At 59.4% G+C, this 15,191-nt stretch carries 18 protein-coding genes; 8 read left to right on the top strand and 10 right to left on the bottom strand.

The genetic code is table 11. The features are described from left to right. The first annotated feature begins 257 nt into the window (after positions 1 to 257). Both ATY80_RS07370 and ATY80_RS07375 read left to right on the top strand, forming a co-directional pair. Positions 258 to 1,661, top strand: a complete 1,404-nt coding sequence (locus ATY80_RS07370) for a DegQ family serine endoprotease (RefSeq protein WP_088691800.1) — start codon at positions 258 to 260, stop codon at positions 1,659 to 1,661. Next, complete coding sequence (locus ATY80_RS07375) at positions 1,658 to 2,974, top strand: replication-associated recombination protein A (RefSeq protein ID WP_088691801.1); 1,317 nt, start codon at positions 1,658 to 1,660, stop codon at positions 2,972 to 2,974. The genes ATY80_RS07370 and ATY80_RS07375 overlap by 4 nt, the downstream gene beginning before the upstream one ends. Here ATY80_RS07375 and ATY80_RS07380 read toward each other — a convergent pair whose 3' ends face one another. Further along, positions 2,975 to 3,277: a DUF1883 domain-containing protein gene (locus ATY80_RS07380; protein WP_088691802.1), complete on the bottom strand. Its 303-nt coding sequence runs from the start codon at positions 3,275 to 3,277 to the stop codon at positions 2,975 to 2,977. 673 nt (positions 3,278 to 3,950) lie between these two features. On the opposite strand from ATY80_RS07380, the gene ATY80_RS07385 reads away from it, so the two are divergent. Together ATY80_RS07385 and ATY80_RS07390 are read left to right on the top strand one after the other, a co-directional pair. After that, a complete protein-coding gene (locus ATY80_RS07385) occupies positions 3,951 to 4,841 on the top strand; it encodes an aminoglycoside phosphotransferase family protein (protein WP_088691803.1) in 891 nt (296 codons plus the stop codon). Between the two features lie 159 nt (positions 4,842 to 5,000). Beyond that, positions 5,001 to 5,408 (top strand): DoxX family protein, encoded by a 408-nt coding sequence (locus tag ATY80_RS07390; protein WP_088691804.1) that lies wholly within the window; start codon positions 5,001 to 5,003, stop codon positions 5,406 to 5,408. A gap of 136 nt (positions 5,409 to 5,544) precedes the next feature. Here the strand turns inward: ATY80_RS07390 and ATY80_RS07395 are convergent, their stop codons facing one another. The 7 genes from ATY80_RS07395 to ATY80_RS07425 form a co-directional block, all read right to left on the bottom strand. Further along, on the bottom strand, positions 5,545 to 6,336 hold the full coding sequence (locus ATY80_RS07395; protein WP_088691805.1) for a sulfite exporter TauE/SafE family protein: 792 nt from the start codon (positions 6,334 to 6,336) through the stop codon (positions 5,545 to 5,547). A gap of 16 nt (positions 6,337 to 6,352) precedes the next feature. After that, complete coding sequence (gene argC / locus ATY80_RS07400; protein ID WP_088691806.1) at positions 6,353 to 7,285, bottom strand: N-acetyl-gamma-glutamyl-phosphate reductase; 933 nt, start codon at positions 7,283 to 7,285, stop codon at positions 6,353 to 6,355. Positions 7,286 to 7,348: 63 nt separating this feature from the next. After that, complete coding sequence (gene speB / locus ATY80_RS07405) at positions 7,349 to 8,308, bottom strand: agmatinase (RefSeq protein ID WP_088691807.1); 960 nt, start codon at positions 8,306 to 8,308, stop codon at positions 7,349 to 7,351. Between the two features lie 95 nt (positions 8,309 to 8,403). Next, entirely contained in the window at positions 8,404 to 8,706 is a 303-nt protein-coding gene (locus tag ATY80_RS07410; protein ID WP_088691808.1) for an antibiotic biosynthesis monooxygenase, read from the bottom strand. A gap of 136 nt (positions 8,707 to 8,842) precedes the next feature. Then, positions 8,843 to 9,310: a 30S ribosomal protein S9 gene (rpsI, locus tag ATY80_RS07415; protein ID WP_088691809.1), complete on the bottom strand. Its 468-nt coding sequence runs from the start codon at positions 9,308 to 9,310 to the stop codon at positions 8,843 to 8,845. A gap of 2 nt (positions 9,311 to 9,312) precedes the next feature. Continuing rightward, entirely contained in the window at positions 9,313 to 9,777 is a 465-nt protein-coding gene (rplM, locus tag ATY80_RS07420; protein ID WP_007531725.1) for a 50S ribosomal protein L13, read from the bottom strand. Positions 9,778 to 10,001: 224 nt separating this feature from the next. Then, positions 10,002 to 10,433, bottom strand: a complete 432-nt coding sequence (locus ATY80_RS07425; RefSeq protein WP_088691810.1) for a PaaI family thioesterase — start codon at positions 10,431 to 10,433, stop codon at positions 10,002 to 10,004. A gap of 73 nt (positions 10,434 to 10,506) precedes the next feature. Here ATY80_RS07425 and ATY80_RS07430 point away from each other — a divergent pair, with 73 nt between their 5' ends. Next, positions 10,507 to 11,340: an enoyl-CoA hydratase gene (locus tag ATY80_RS07430; protein ID WP_088691811.1), complete on the top strand. Its 834-nt coding sequence runs from the start codon at positions 10,507 to 10,509 to the stop codon at positions 11,338 to 11,340. Here the strand turns inward: ATY80_RS07430 and ATY80_RS07435 are convergent, their stop codons facing one another. Both ATY80_RS07435 and ATY80_RS07440 read right to left on the bottom strand, forming a co-directional pair. Next, positions 11,341 to 12,177 (bottom strand): EamA family transporter, encoded by an 837-nt coding sequence (locus ATY80_RS07435; protein ID WP_088691870.1) that lies wholly within the window; start codon positions 12,175 to 12,177, stop codon positions 11,341 to 11,343. A 403-nt stretch (positions 12,178 to 12,580) separates the two neighbouring features. Next, on the bottom strand, positions 12,581 to 12,910 hold the full coding sequence (locus tag ATY80_RS07440; protein WP_088691812.1) for a hypothetical protein: 330 nt from the start codon (positions 12,908 to 12,910) through the stop codon (positions 12,581 to 12,583). A 103-nt stretch (positions 12,911 to 13,013) separates the two neighbouring features. Between ATY80_RS07440 and ATY80_RS07445 the strand changes: the two genes are divergently transcribed. The 3 genes from ATY80_RS07445 (at position 13,014) to ATY80_RS07455 (ending at position 15,187) form a co-directional block, all read left to right on the top strand. Continuing rightward, the gene (locus tag ATY80_RS07445; protein WP_088691871.1) at positions 13,014 to 13,442 is read left to right on the top strand and encodes a CoA-binding protein; all 429 of its coding nucleotides are present in this window, start codon (positions 13,014 to 13,016) and stop codon (positions 13,440 to 13,442) included. A 110-nt stretch (positions 13,443 to 13,552) separates the two neighbouring features. Beyond that, a complete protein-coding gene (locus ATY80_RS07450) occupies positions 13,553 to 14,836 on the top strand; it encodes an O-acetylhomoserine aminocarboxypropyltransferase (protein ID WP_088691813.1) in 1,284 nt (427 codons plus the stop codon). A 6-nt stretch (positions 14,837 to 14,842) separates the two neighbouring features. After that, positions 14,843 to 15,187, top strand: a complete 345-nt coding sequence (locus ATY80_RS07455; RefSeq protein ID WP_088691814.1) for a cupin domain-containing protein — start codon at positions 14,843 to 14,845, stop codon at positions 15,185 to 15,187. Positions 15,188 to 15,191 lie beyond the last annotated feature (4 nt).

The raw sequence follows: 15,191 nt of genomic DNA on the forward strand, positions 1-15,191 counted from the left end.
CTGCTTCGGCAAGAACAGAGCCATCCGCGAAGCGCTAGGTCTTGCGCTGCCATCCGTAGAGTCAGGATGTCTCCCATAGGTGACTTTGATCTTCCTTTACCTTTAGATATCAGCCGCATGGAGCTTGTTTCTGAATCAGTTTGAGAGGCATGTTCAGCAGTTCGTGAGCTGCCCTATTCTTCCATGCTTCCGCCCTCTTTCCTTTCTAGCGTCCGACGCTACAACGTTTTCACAAGAGAATTTTAGAAGGACTCCCCATGCATGACCTGTTGAAGCGCACAGCCCTGCCTTTCGTGGCTTTGATGCTCGCGCTACCGGTTTCCGCCAACGCTCAGACGGCCAAGACTGTGCCGCAGAGCCAGATGGAAATGCAGCTTTCCTTCGCGCCGCTGGTCAAGCAGACGGCCGGCGCTGTCGTGAACGTCTATGCCGAGAAGACGGTCCGCAGGCAGTCTCCCTTCGCCGGCGATCCCTTCTTCGAAGAATTCTTCGGTCAGCAGATGCCGAATCGCAGCCAGAAGCAATCTTCGCTGGGATCCGGCGTCATCGTCGAATCGAACGGAACGATCGTCACCAACAACCACGTCGTGGAAGGCGCCGACGATATCAAGGTTGCGCTTTCGGACGGGCGTGAGTTTCCGTGCAAGGTCGTCCTGAGGGATGACCGCGTCGATCTCGCCGTTCTCAAGGTCGATACGAAGGAAAGCTTCCCGACGCTCGCGCTCGGCAATTCCGATGCGGTTGAAGTCGGCGATCTCGTGCTGGCGATCGGCAACCCCTTCGGTGTCGGCCAGACAGTGACGAGTGGCATCGTCTCGGCGCTGGCGCGCAATCAGGTGGTCAAGAACGAGTTCGGTTTCTTCATCCAGACGGACGCATCGATCAACCCGGGCAATTCCGGCGGTGCGCTGATGAATATGAAGGGCGAACTGATCGGCATCAACACGGCGATCTTCTCGCGCGGCGGCGGCTCGAACGGTATCGGCTTTGCGATCCCTGCGAATCTGGTGAAGGTGTTCCTCGCCTCGGCCGATGCCGGCGTGAAATCTTTCGAGCGGCCTTATGTCGGGGCAACGTTCGATGCGGTAACATCGGAGGTTGCCGAAGCGCTCGGGCTCAACAAGGCGCGTGGCGCTCTCATCGTCAAGGTGACTGACGGTGCTCCAGCCGCAAAGGCCGGATTGAAGGCAGGTCAAATCGTGACCGCCGTCGATGGCATTCCGGTCGAGCATCCGGATGCGCTTCTCTATCGCCTGACAACGGCTGGGCTTGGCAAATCGGTCCAGTTGACTGTGCTCGAGAACGGCCACGAGCAGCAGATCGCGCTCGCACTCGCCAGAGCGCCCGAGACGGCGCCACGTGATCAGCGCACGATCGGAGGCCGCACACCCTTTACCGGTGCCGTCGTCGAAAACCTGTCGCCTCGCGTCGCCGACGAGCTTCGTATGCCCTCCGAATCCACCGGCGTCGTTGTTTCCGAGGTGAAGGAGGATTCTCTTGCCGCTCGCCTTGGCTTTGAGCCGAAGGACATCATCGTTTCGATCAATGGCACGGAAGTGAAGACGACTAAGGAACTTGCCGGGATCGCCGACGAGGATCCCAGCTTCTGGCGTGTCGAGATCGAGCGCGACGGCCAACGCATTAGACAGTTCTTCCGATGAGTGACGATCTATTTGCACCGCGTATTCCCGAGGAGGTCGCCAATCGGCGGCCTCTTGCCGATCGCCTGCGGCCACGCACGCTTTCGGAAGTGACCGGTCAGGACCATCTTACCGGTGAAGACGGCGTGTTGCGGCGCATGATCGACAGTGGCTCGCTCGGCTCGATGATTTTCTGGGGTCCGCCAGGAACCGGCAAGACGACCGTTGCCCGATTGTTGTCGGGTGAAGCCGGTCTCGCGTTCGAACAGATATCAGCGATTTTCTCGGGCGTGGCCGATCTCAAGAAAGTCTTCGAGGCAGCCCGTCTGCGCCGGATGGACGGCCGGCAGACGTTGCTTTTCGTCGACGAAATTCACCGTTTCAACAGGGCGCAGCAGGATAGCTTTCTCCCTGTTATGGAAGACGGCACTGTTATTCTCGTCGGCGCCACGACCGAAAATCCGTCCTTCGAACTGAATGCGGCTTTGTTGTCACGCGCGCGCGTCTTGACCTTCAAGTCGCACGACGATGAGAGCCTTGAAGAGTTGTTGAAGCGTGCGGAGACGACCGAAGGCAAAGTGCTGCCGCTGACCGACGATGCGCGTGCAAGCCTGTTGCGAATGGCGGACGGCGATGGCCGTGCCGTGTTGACCCTGGCGGAAGAGGTTTGGCGTGCCGCGCGGGAAGGGGAAACCTTCGACACTGAGGGGCTGACACGGATCGTGCAGCGCCGGGCGCCTGTCTATGACAAGGCTCAGGACGGGCATTACAACCTTATCTCGGCACTGCATAAATCCGTCCGCGGCTCGGATCCCGATGCTGCGCTCTACTATCTCGCCCGCATGTTCGACGCTGGCGAAGATCCGCTCTACCTGGGCAGGCGCCTTGTCCGCATGGCCGTGGAAGACATCGGCTTGGCCGACCCGCAGGCGCTCGTGATCTGCAATGCCGCAAAAGACGCCTATGACTACCTCGGTTCTCCCGAAGGCGAACTGGCATTGGCGCAAGCCTGCGTCTATCTCGCGACCGCGCCGAAATCGAACGCCGTCTATACCGCCTTCAAGGCCGCGACGATGGCCGCCAAGCAGAATGGCTCTCTACTGCCGCCGAAGCACATCCTGAACGCGCCGACGAAGCTGATGAAGGGCGAGGGTTACGGCGAAGGCTATCGCTACGACCACGACGAGCCGGACGCCTTTTCCGGCCAGGATTATTTCCCGGAGAAGATGGGTCGCCAGACTTTCTACGATCCGCCGGAGCGCGGCTTCGAGCGGGATATTCGCAAACGTCTTGAATGGTGGGTGAAGCTCAGAAAAGAACGCAACCAGCGCTGATCAGGATGCGCGCATCTGTCCCGCGGGTGCGACGAGCTTGACGGCAGATTCCGCAAGTCCGTGATGGCCTTCCATATCCACGACGAGATGCCAGTGGCCGCTCTCGGGAATGGAAAGACGGATAGGAGATTTCCGCGCGACGCCGCCGACGTACTTGAAGTCGAGGACCTCGGTGAAGCGCTGATAGTTCGGCGCCGTCATCAGGCGCACATTCGCCACCGCGTTCAACGTCACCTCGATGATCGTCCCGGCGCGCTGCTCGTTGAGATCGTAGTGGGTAAAACGAAAATTCGGTTTTGGCATCGGTCTTCGGCGTGGCTGGTCTCGTGCCGCACCATAGGCGCATTCCAGTTAAGGAAGCGTTTGCCATTGGCGGCAGGCAGCGGGTCCGTCGCCGACGGCGTCGACGTGAGTGCATTTCGCTGTCGCCGCCGAGCACGCTGAATTGCAAGATGATGCCATCCGGCACAAAATGGCGTGACAAGCGCTGTCGTCACGGCGCCAAGCCGCAATACTTTGTCTGCGGGCATCCTTGCGTCTTAAATGCCGCCGAGAACGACTAGAATTCAACTGCGGCAAGTACGATGCCGAAGAGAATGAGCGCCTGGGCCGTACGTCGCTCACGCATCTGTCGTTTCGGTGCGGGGCGGCGAGGGCGGGTGACCGAAGCGTTCGGTCGTATGAAGTATCGCATGTTTTCAGCCTTCACATTTCAAGGGAAGGCTAACGCCGCTTCCGGTAGGAAATCCGTTCGTGCGCAAGCGCAAAGATATAGAAATGGTATAAAGGGCCAAGATCCGACAAAAGCGGTGGCGCGGCAGAAATGCTATTACCTTCAGGATATTGGCGGCGAACCCGGATTCATCTCATCAAGGCCTTGATTCAAAACTTGAACGGTCGAAGACGAACCCAGAGTTGATCTCTTCTTGGAAACGCAGACATTATGCCGGCGCATCTGGGGAGGAATGCCAGAACGATGGATGGCCCAGTAATCGATACAACGCTCGTGCGTCGGCTGATTAGCACGCAGTTTCCAAAGTGGTCAGGTCTGCCGATCCGACCCGTCGAGTTCGGCGGATGGGACAACAGGACATTCCACCTTGGCGCCGGCATGACAGTTCGGTTGCCAAGCGCTGCTCACTATGCCGATCAGGTCGCCAAGGAACAGCGGTGGCTGCCGATCCTCGCACCGCAGCTGCCCCTGCCCATACCCGTGCCTCTGGCCATGGGACGGCCGGACGAAACCTATCCGTGGCCGTGGTCCGTCTATGAATGGCGTGACGGTGAGACGGCGCTGGTGGAACGTATCGACGATCTCAGCCAGTTTGCCACCGCGCTGGCGGGGTTCCTCGATGCGTTGCAGGCAGTTGACGCAACGGGAGGACCTCTGCCCGGCTCTCACAATTTCTTTCGCGGTGGATCGCTGAAAGTCTACGACCCGCAAACGCGCGAGGCGCTGACGCGCCTGGACGGGCGGGTCGACACGAAACTGGCCGGGGAGACCTGGGAAGCAGCGCTTGCGACCGCGTGGCAAGGTGCACCCGTCTGGTTCCACGGTGATGTCGCTCACGGCAATCTTCTGGTTAAGAACGGTCGACTCGATGCCGTCATCGATTTCGGAACGTCGGGCGTCGGCGATCCTGCCTGTGATCTTGCAATCGCCTGGCACCTGTTCGAAGGGCAGAGCCGTGAGGTGTTTCGCAAGGCACGCCCGCTGGACGCGGAAACGTGGGCGCGAGGCCGCGGATGGACGTTATGGAAGGCCTTGATCGTTGCGGCCGGTATGGCAGGCGCAAATCCCGCAGACGTCAAGAAGTCGTGGCAGGTCATCGATGATGTGGTGGCCGATCATGTGGCATGGACGTGAGGCCGGGATCGCTCGGTCGAAAATAATGGTGGTTGCCTGTCGGGAGAGAAGGTTGCGCGGCGTCCTTTGGTGGAAGCTAACGGCATCGCAACCGCAGATGCGGGAAGCCGGAAGTCTGGACAATGATTGCTGAGCGGCTTCGGCCGAGGGAGAGATGATATGAGCAAGACGATTGCAATTCTGTTGGCGCGACTGATCTTTGGCGCCGTTTTCGCGATGGCCATGAGCTTCAAGTTCATGGATATACAATCGACCGCAAGCTATATCGCCGCGGCAGGCTTTCCATTCCCGCTCTTCCTGGCTTGGGTAGCGGCGTTCTTCGAACTTGGCCTGACCCTGGCATTCCTGACGGGAGCTTTCTTCTCAGAAGCCTCGGTCTTGGCTGGCATCTACGTGGTATTCCTGGCCTTCGCCTTCCATGGCTCCAGCCACTGGAGCAGCAGTCAAGCGGAGTTCGGCTTCTTTGTCGATCATTTCACCTTCCTCGCCGGCCTGCTTTTCGCGGCCGTGCATGGTCCGGGAGACACGCTGGTCCTGAGGACGCGTTCGCCACTGATGGCTCGATAGAAGTCTGGGTCCCTATCCGGAGGGGGTGCCAATTCATCGAGCAGGCGTTCGAACGCCGTCGGGCTTCCGGCAGTGGCGAATATGATCAACGCCGGTTGCGCTGCGCCTCATTCAGCAGTTTGGCGGGGAAATATGCTCAGCGGAGGATCCCGTCGAGTGCCGGCATTCCCAGGATGGCGGAGGCTGCGATCAGCAGATAGCAGATCGTTCGGAACGTGCTCTCCTTGGCCAGCCCGAACAGCTTCGAGCCGGCATAAAGGCCGATGGCGTAACTCGGCAAGATGACGATCGTCAGAGCGACGACGGCTTGAACGAAGAGCCCACCGAAATAGTAGCTGACGACGCTGAAGCAGGTTGAAATCGCGAAATAGAGAATAATGTTTGCCCGCACCCGGGTAAAATCGGTCTTGCCGCCGAGCCAGTAGGCAACGACCGGAGGCCCGCCGAGCTGCGCGGCGCCACTGAAAAGGCCGGCAATGACACCTGTCAGAGAGGTGAGTGGCATGCGTGGTTCGCCGTGGTAGCGCCAACCGGAAACAAGCAGTGCGAGCAGACAGATGGCAATTGCCGTAATCGCCCAGCGCAACGCAAGCGGATCCATCAGCGCGAGCACTGCGGTCCCCGCCGGTACGCCGAGGAGCGCACCTGCGGCCATCGTGAAGACCTCACGCCGGTTCGCGTTGCGCCAAGCAGGCGGAATCATCCCGAGTGTCGCAAGGCCATCGATGACAAGCAGGACCGGCGATATCAGCTTCGGACCGATGATTGCGCCGCCAAGCGGAATGAAGATCAGCGCTGCCCCGAACCCCGAGAAGCCACGTGCCAATCCTGCAATGAAAGCGATGACGACAAGCGATGGAATGCCGTGATCCGGCAAGGCAGCGACAAACCAAGCGCTCGTGTCCGCCAGCAGCGTATCAGGCGACATCAATCGGCTCCGGGGATTACGAGGCGAGCATCAGGTCCATGTTCTGGACAGCGGCGCCCGAAGCTCCCTTGCCGAGGTTGTCAAGCAGCGCCACGAGGTTGACCTGCGAGGCGCCCGGCGTGCCGAACACGAAGAGTTTCATCGTGTCCTTACCAGCGAGCTCGACGGCATCGATGCGGGGTACCTTGCTGCTCTCTTCCAGCGGTACGACTGTCACGATGTCCTGACCCGCGTAGTGGGCCACGAGAGCAGCGTGGATGCTTTCATGCGTCGTCCCTTCGGCAAGATCATCGAGATACAGCGGCACCTGAACGATCATGCCCTGCGGGAACTTTCCGACCGACGGCGAGAAGATTGGTGCCCGATCGAGCAGGCCGTGAATCTTCATCTCGGGCACGTGCTTATGAGTGAGCGTCAGGCCGTAGAGGAAGTGAGGTGCGCTGATCGCATCGTCGCGGCTCTGGTCTTCCATCTGCGCGATCATCTGCTTGCCGCCGCCGGTATAGCCGGAGACTGCATTGACCGTGACCGGATAGCCGTCCGGCAGGATGCCGGCAGCGCGCAGCGGCCGAATGAGGCCGATCGCACCGGTGGGGTAGCAGCCCGGATTGGCAACGAAGCGTGCCGACTTGATCTTGTCCGCCTGCCCCTTGTCCATCTCCGCAAAGCCATAGGCCCAGCTAGGATTGACGCGGAACGCCGTGGAGGTGTCGATCACCCGTACGCTGTTGTTGCCGGAGACCATCTGCACCGCTTCCTTCGAAGCGTCGTCCGGCAGGCAGAGGATGGCGATATCGGCGCCGTTCAACATGTCCTCGCGCATTGCCGCGTTGCGACGCTCCGCTTCCGGAATCGACAAAAGCTCGACATCGCGACGGCCGGCCATGCGCGTCCGGATCTGCAAGCCCGTCGTGCCGTGTTCGCCATCGATGAAGATCTTCGGTGCCATTGTCTTGCTCACACTTTCAATAGGTTAGAAAGAAGTCCGGAATCACTTTGTAAGAGAGATAAGTCAGCCCTGTGACACGCTCGCGCGGCGCTCGGCATGCAAGCCAAGCATATACATCGCGACCGTCGCCCCCGCAATGGCGGTGATATCGGCATGGTCGTAGGCCGGTGAGACCTCGACGACGTCGGCACCCCTGATATCGAGCTGATGCAGACGCTGCAGCACGGAGAGGATCTTCGCGCTCGAGGGACCGCCGGATACGGGCGTACCGGTGCCGGGCGCATAGGCGGGGTCAAGGCAATCGATATCGAAGGTCAGATAGGCTGGCGCGCCGCGGGTATGCGAAATGATTGTCGAGGCAATATCGCCTGCACTCATCTCTTCAAGCTGATGACCATAGAGAATCTGAATACCGAAATCCTCGGGGGCGTGGGTGCGGATGCCGATCTGGATCGACCGATCCGGATCGATGATGCCGTCTCGCGCAGCCCGTGCCACGAAGGAGCCATGGTCGATCCGCCTGTTGTCGTCGAACCAGGTGTCTTGGTGGGCGTCGAACTGGACGAGTGCAAGCGGTCCATGCATAGCCGCATGCGCCTTGAGGACTGGCCAGGTGACGAAGTGGTCGCCTCCAAGGGTCAGCATGAAGGCGCCGCTGTCGATAATGGTCTTGGCCTGCCGCTCGATTGCCGCGGGCGTCTCGTGGTGATTGCCATAGTCGAGCAGGCAGTCGCCGTAGTCGATGACGGCCATCTCTGCAAAGAGATCGCGGTTGAAGGGGTACTGCGGGTCGTTGTCGAAGATCGCCGACGCGCGCCGTATCGCCTGCGGCCCGAACCGTGTTCCCGGCCGATTGGATGTCGCGGCATCGAAGGGGATGCCCCAAACGACCGCATCGGCGCCGGTCAGGACCTTCGTGAAGCGGCGACGCATGAACGACAGCGCTCCGGCGAAGGTCGGATCGCTGGCTGCTGATGTAAGGCTCGCTGCCGTGAAAGCGTGGTCGATCGACTTGTTGGCCAAGTGATGCTCCTCGAGAGTGTTGGTCCGCTATGCCTACCAGAAACGAATTTCAAACCGAAAGGGCAAAGTGGTGCCGGTCGCTTGGCCAAGTTGGTTTAGCCCGGCAATTTGTCGGCCAGCACTTCTGGAGTCCTCAGTTGCGGGGCCTCGGCAAGCAGTTCTTCTGCTCGGGCCATCAACGCTGCGGCCACCTTGCCGTTCAAATGCGCCTGTCGGCCTGCCTCGTCATCGAAAGCATCGAAGATGGCGAATGTGCTCTGGTCATAGCGAATGGCAAACCACGCCACCGTACCGGGTTCCTGTTCAACAAGTGACTTTGCACTTTTCAAGAACGCCGCCACTTCTTCTGCCTTGCCGGACCTTGCTTTCAGTTCGACGTAAATTGCCCGCTTGGTCATTCCCGCCTCCCTTGGCATGCGCGTGAAGCGCGTGGAATGCGGTAGAACTGGCAACGGAACGAGCCGCTTCAAGCGCTCGCCAAAAGAAAAGGCCGGGCAAAAGCCCGGCCTTCGCAATTCCGTATTCCGGTAGCGATTAACGCTTGGAGAACTGGAACGAACGGCGGGCCTTGGCCTTACCGTACTTCTTACGTTCAACAACGCGGCTGTCGCGGGTCAGGAAGCCACCCTTCTTCAGGACCGAGCGCAGGCCCGGCTCGAAGTAGGTGAGAGCCTTGGAAAGACCGTGACGAACGGCACCGGCCTGGCCGGAGAGGCCGCCGCCAGCAACCGTTGCAACGATGTCGAACTGGCCGTCACGGGCAGCAGCGACGATCGGCTGACGCAGAATCATCTGCAGAACCGGGCGTGCGAAGTATTCCGCGAATTCCTTGCCGTTGACGATGATCTTGCCGGAACCCGGCTTGACCCATACGCGGGCAACAGCGTTCTTGCGCTTGCCGGTCGCGTAGGAACGGCCAAGCGAGTCGACCTTGCGGACGTGAACCGGAGCAGCAGCTGCTTCGGACGAGCCGAGATCCTTTAGGGAGGAGAGGTCAGCCATTCTTAGGCGCTCCTTACGTTCTTCTTGTTCAGCTTGGCGACGTCGAGAACGACAGGCTGCTGTGCTTCATGAGGATGGTTGGAACCAGCGTAGACGCGGAGGTTCTTCATCTGACGACGGCCGAGCGGGCCGCGCGGAACCATGCGCTCAACAGCCTTCTCGAGAACGCGCTCCGGGAAGCGGCCTTCGATGATCTGGCGAGCGGTACGCTCCTTGATGCCGCCGGCATAACCGGTGTGCCAGTAGTAAACCTTGTCGGAGTACTTCTTGCCGGTGAATACGACCTTGTCGGCGTTGATGACGATGACGTTGTCGCCGTCGTCAACGTGGGGCGTGAAGGTTGCCTTGTGCTTGCCGCGCAGGCGCATAGCGATGATGGAAGCGAGACGACCAACGACGAGCCCTTCGGCGTCGATGATGACCCACTTCTTCTCCACCTCTGCAGGCTTCTGGGAGAAGGTTGCCATAGTTGTTACTCTCTTTTGGATCCCTCGACCCGAAGGCGAGAGGGCGTTTCTTGTTGCTTGGTTTGGCTGCCCGAAGACACACCAAAAAGAAAGCAGCCCGGAAAGGCTGCGTTTCTGGCGGTGTGTATAAAGACAAAGGGCGGCTTGGTCAACAATATCAGATTGCCGACATGCAAAAATACGTGTGCAAAATCAATGTGTTGTATATGTGGTATTTGGATACCTCATATTTCGCGCGGCGGAATGGAGTAAGTCGCGGTCGCGTGGGCGATCAACTCGTCTGCATTCTCCTGAAAAATCGAGGCGTCGATGACGGCGAGCCGCTTGCCAAGCTTCAGAATCCTACAGGTACAGGTAGTTGGCCTAAGCTTCGGCAGGCGCAGGAAGTTGATGTTGAGATTGGTGGTTACGGCCAACGCGACAGGCCCGATATGGGCGAGTACCGCCGCGTAGGCCGTTACATCAGCCAAGGCAAAGAGGGCAGGGCCGGAGACGGTGCCCCCAGGACGCAAATGCCTCTCGCTTGGGTCGAGCCGCATCGAGACGCTGCCGGGTCTGATCTCGGTAATCGTGAACACCCGCCCATCCGTATGAATCTGCGGAAAGTCCGTATCCAGAAAACGGTGGAGCTCGTCGATCGTCATGATCGGCTGCATGAGTTCGCCTCGAAATTGCTTGTCGTCTGTGGCAGAACAATTAGCACGGAAAAGCAATGCTGGGAGTTAGACCATGGCCGAAGTCGTATCCTTTCGAAAGGACCCAAACAAAGCGGGCGAGGGCGCGCTCGTCATCCCGCAATTGAGCGACGGCATCCTGCGGCTGACGCTCAGCAATTCGCCTGCAAATGCGCTCTCGATCGCCGTCATGGAAACCCTGATCGGCGAACTCCAAAGCGCTGCTGAAGACGCAGCCGTTCGCGTGGTCATCATCGCATCGACCGGCAATGTCTTTTCTGCCGGCCACGACCTCAAGGAATTGACCGCGCATCGCGCCGATGAGGACGGCGGCGAGGCATTCTTCGAAGAAGCCTTCGCGTTGGCCGCTGATCTCATGCTCGAGATCACGCGCCTGCCGAAGCCCGTTATCGCTGAGATCGATGGGCTCGCAACGGCTGCCGGCTGCCAGCTCGTCGCTTCCTGCGACCTTGCGATCTGCACCGATACGGCAACCTTCTGCACACCAGGCGTCAATATTGGCCTGTTCTGTTCGACGCCGATGGTGGCGGTTTCGCGAGCGGCGCATCGCAAACAGGCGATGGAAATGTTGCTCACCGGCGAGACGATCGACGCCTCTACCGCCAAGGATTTCGGTTTGGTGAACCGCATCGTCCCGAAGCAGTATCTGACGCAGGTCGTCACCAAATATGCGTCCGTCATCGCAAGTAAATCGCCGCTGACGCTGAAGATCGGCAAGGAGGCTTTCTACCGTCAGCTCGAAATGCCGATCGAGGAAGCCTACAGTTACGCGGCTCAGGTCATGGTCGATAATATGCTGACGGCCGATGCCGAAGAGGGGATCGGCGCCTTCCTTTCGAAGCGCATGCCGCAGTGGACGGGCGAATAGCTAGCCGAGTTTGAGGATCAGCCCGCCGAGCGCGATGATTGCGCCGGCGAGATAGCGCCACGGGCTGGCCTTTTCCTTCAAAACGATGACCGAGATCAGCAGGGCGAAGAGGATCGACGTCTCGCGCAGCGCGGCAACGGTCGCGACCGGCGCCTTGGTCATCGCCCAAAGTGCGAGGCCGTAGGACGCGATCGATCCGCCGCCACCAATCAGACCGCGCCACCAATTGTAGCGGACATGCGCGGCGGCGGCGACCGCGCCCCGCTTGGAGATCGCCCATGTGAAGAGCAATACCGGCGGCAGCAGCGACATCCACAGCGTATACGACACCGCATTGCCGGAGATGCGGGCGCCGACGCCGTCGACATAGGTGTAGGTCGCAATCACACACGCATTGGCGAGCGCCAACCGGATCGCATGGCCACCGCCTTTTCGCGCCTCGAAGGCTAGAGTGAGAATACCGGAGCAGATCGTCATCGTGCCAACGAGCGCGCCCACTGACAGCGTTTCGTTCAGGATGAAACTGCTGGTGGCGGCAATCAGGAGCGGCGCGCACCCGCGCATCAGGGGGTAAACGAGGCCGATGTCTCCCGCGCGATACGCGCCGGCAACAAGCTGGAAATACGCGAACTGGAGGACTGCCGAAGCGCCGATGAACGGCCACGCCGCCGAGTTCGGCAATGGCAGGAATATCAGGAACGGAAGGGCGCAAACGGCGCCACCTGCCGATATCAAGCTGGCATCCAGCGACTTGTCAGTGCCCGCCTTGATCATGGCGTTCCATGTCGCGTGCAGTAGCGCACCAAACAGAACGAGCAGAATGACGTGGATCGGCAAAAAGACCACCGGACGGTGTGAAAATAGCGGGCGAAATGCTTGTTACGCCGCTGCCGACAAAAAGCAATCCCGTTTGACGAGGCAGCGGAGCTTAATCATACCCTATGGCAACCTAAGGATGCTTGCTTTCCCAAGCCTATAAAAAGAGGAACGTACACCAGAAGTGTTTATTTGGTGGCCGCTTATTCAACTATGAGGAGTTGCTAACATGATCGAGAACAGATGTGGACATATACAGGATATACATAGAACTTTGATGGTGGGTAGCGGCTCTGTCGCATCGAATTTTACAGGAGTGTGACAAAGCCGTCACTGAATCCACCGCTCAGGCGGATCTCCGCGGCGCGCGCGGTTGCGTCGGCAAGGCCCGTGGGTCACGATTTGGTATGGCAGGAGTGCGCTTTTACAGCGAGTAATATGGAATGATAAACATCCTGTCCAGGTTGTCTATATTCTGACAATTCAGAACACGGCACCTTGGATTGTCCTTTGTCGGGATGGTTGTCCATTCGGCGTATTTGTTGGGGTCGCAATAATTGCTGTTGCGAATGTAGCGGTCGAATAGTGTCATCCCGCTCACCCGCGTCGACGGATACCGGAGAATTACGGCGCCCTCGTTGTGAATCGCTGCGCGTGCAGCCTGGCAGCTCATCGAGAGCGAGTTGTATCGCGAAATAGCCAGCGCCGGGGAGGCGGTCATAACGAAGGCGATCACGACGACCAATTTTTTCATGGCAACATCCTCCTTCGGCGTCCTAATTCCTATATACGCCGAAACTAACTGCAGGTTTCAATGAACTGCGAAATAAATGCGATTGTTATCGGAGGCGAAGCCCTTGAATCACGACAGGTATGAGGATGACTACATCCTCGATATTTTGCGTTCCGTGAAAACTATTGCGCTGACCGGAGCGTCGCCGAATCCCGCGCGACCGAGCAATGGCGTCATGGGTTATCTGTTGTCGCGCGGATACAAGGTCATCCCGGTGAATCCAGGCCAGGCTGGCAAGCAGATTCAGGGCCAAACGGTTTACGCCCGGCTTGCCGACGTGCCTGGACCGGTCGACATGGTCGAGGTCTTCCGGGCCTCGGAATATCTGTCTGGCGTCGTCGAGGAGGCGTTGGCGATGAACCCGCAACCCAAGGTGATATGGGCGCAGCTCGGTGTGCGCGATGATGCGGCTGCCGCAAGAGCAGAGGTGGCCGGCATCAAGGTCGTCATGGATCGCTGCCCGGCAATCGAGTATCCACGGCTTGTCGGCTGACAGGTTGGATTTTCCAAATAACGTGCCTGGGTTGAAATGGAACGCGATTAACTTTTCACGGTTGTTCGTTATGCTCGCCGCCGTTCGATCACGCTGAATGGGAGGGCTTCATGGCCAAGAACGGTCCGGGTTTCAATACATTGGCAGTCCATGCGGGAGCGCAGCCTGATCCCGCGACTGGCGCGCGCGTCACGCCAATCTATCAGACGACGGCTTATGTCTTTAATGATTCGGATCATGCGGCCGCACTGTTCGGTCTGCAGCAGTTCGGCAACATCTACACCCGCATCATGAACCCGACCCAAGCTGTGCTCGAAGAGCGCGTCGCGGCACTTGAGGGCGGCACTGCAGCGCTTGCCGTTGCGTCCGGCCATGCGGCGCAGGTGATCGTCTTCCACACGCTCATGCGCCCCGGCGAAAACTTCGTGGCCGCGAAACGGCTCTACGGAGGCTCGATCAACCAGTTCGGCCACGCCTTCGATAATTTCGGCTGGCAGGTCCGCTGGGCAGACTCCGCCGACCCTGCGAGCTTCGAAAGCCAGATCGATGACAAGACGCGTGCGATTTTCATCGAAAGCCTCGCCAATCCGGGCGGCACCTTCGTCGACATTGCCGCGATCGCCGCGGTTGCGCACAGGCACGGCCTGCCGCTGATCGTCGACAACACCATGGCCAGCCCCTATCTCATCCGTCCGATCGAACACGGTGCCGATATCGTCGTGCATTCGCTGACGAAATTCCTCGGCGGCCATGGCAATTCGATGGGCGGCATTATTGTCGATGGTGGAACCTTCGATTGGTCGAAGTCCGGCAACTATCCGATGCTGTCCAGCCCGCGGCCCGAATATAACGGCGTGGTCCTGCATTCGACCTTCGGCAATTTTGCTTTCGCCATCGCTTGCCGCGTGCTCGGCCTGCGCGATCTCGGTCCGGCGATCTCGCCCTTCAATGCGTTCCTGATTTTGACGGGAATCGAAACGCTGCCGCTCCGCATACAGCGCCACAGCGACAACGCGATTGCTGTCGCAAAGTGGTTGAGGATGCACAGCAAGATCGCCTGGGTGAACTATGCGGGCCTCGAGGATGACCCGAACCATGCGCTGCAGCAGCGCTATTCGCCGAAGGGGGCGGGTTCCGTCTTCACCTTCGGCGTCAAGGGCGGCTACGAGGCGGGCAAGACGCTGGTCGAGGGACTGGAGCTGTTCTCGCATCTCGCCAACATCGGCGATACGCGTTCGCTCGTGATCCATCCCGCGTCGACCACGCACCGGCAATTGACGGACGAACAAAGGATCGCCGCCGGTGCAGGCCCCGACGTCGTTCGCCTTTCGGTCGGCATCGAGGACGTAAGGGATATCATCGCCGATCTTGAGCAGTCGCTGGCGAAGATCTGAGGGGACATGGCAAACTATCTGACCTTTGACGTCAACGACGTCGAACCCGAGTTCGGCGCCCCGTCAGCCGACCGCGTGCTTGCCGGCGACCCGCAGTTCACGACCTGGAACTTGGAGGAGGCCGATGGCGGCCTCTATTCCGGCATATGGGAGGCCTCGCCCGGCAAGTGGCGCATCGTCTATGAAGAGTGGGAGTATTTCAGCGTGCTTTCGGGATACTCGATCGTGACGGAAGATGGCGGTGATGTCGTACATCTTCGGGCGGGCGATCGCATGATCCTCAAACCTGGCTTCAAGGGAACTTGGGAAGTCATTGAAACGACTCGGAAGGACTATGTCATCAGACTCTGATTTC

The organism is Rhizobium sp. R711, from assembly GCF_002211365.1.
In the GTDB taxonomy this organism is placed as follows: Bacteria; Pseudomonadota; Alphaproteobacteria; order Rhizobiales; family Rhizobiaceae; genus Rhizobium.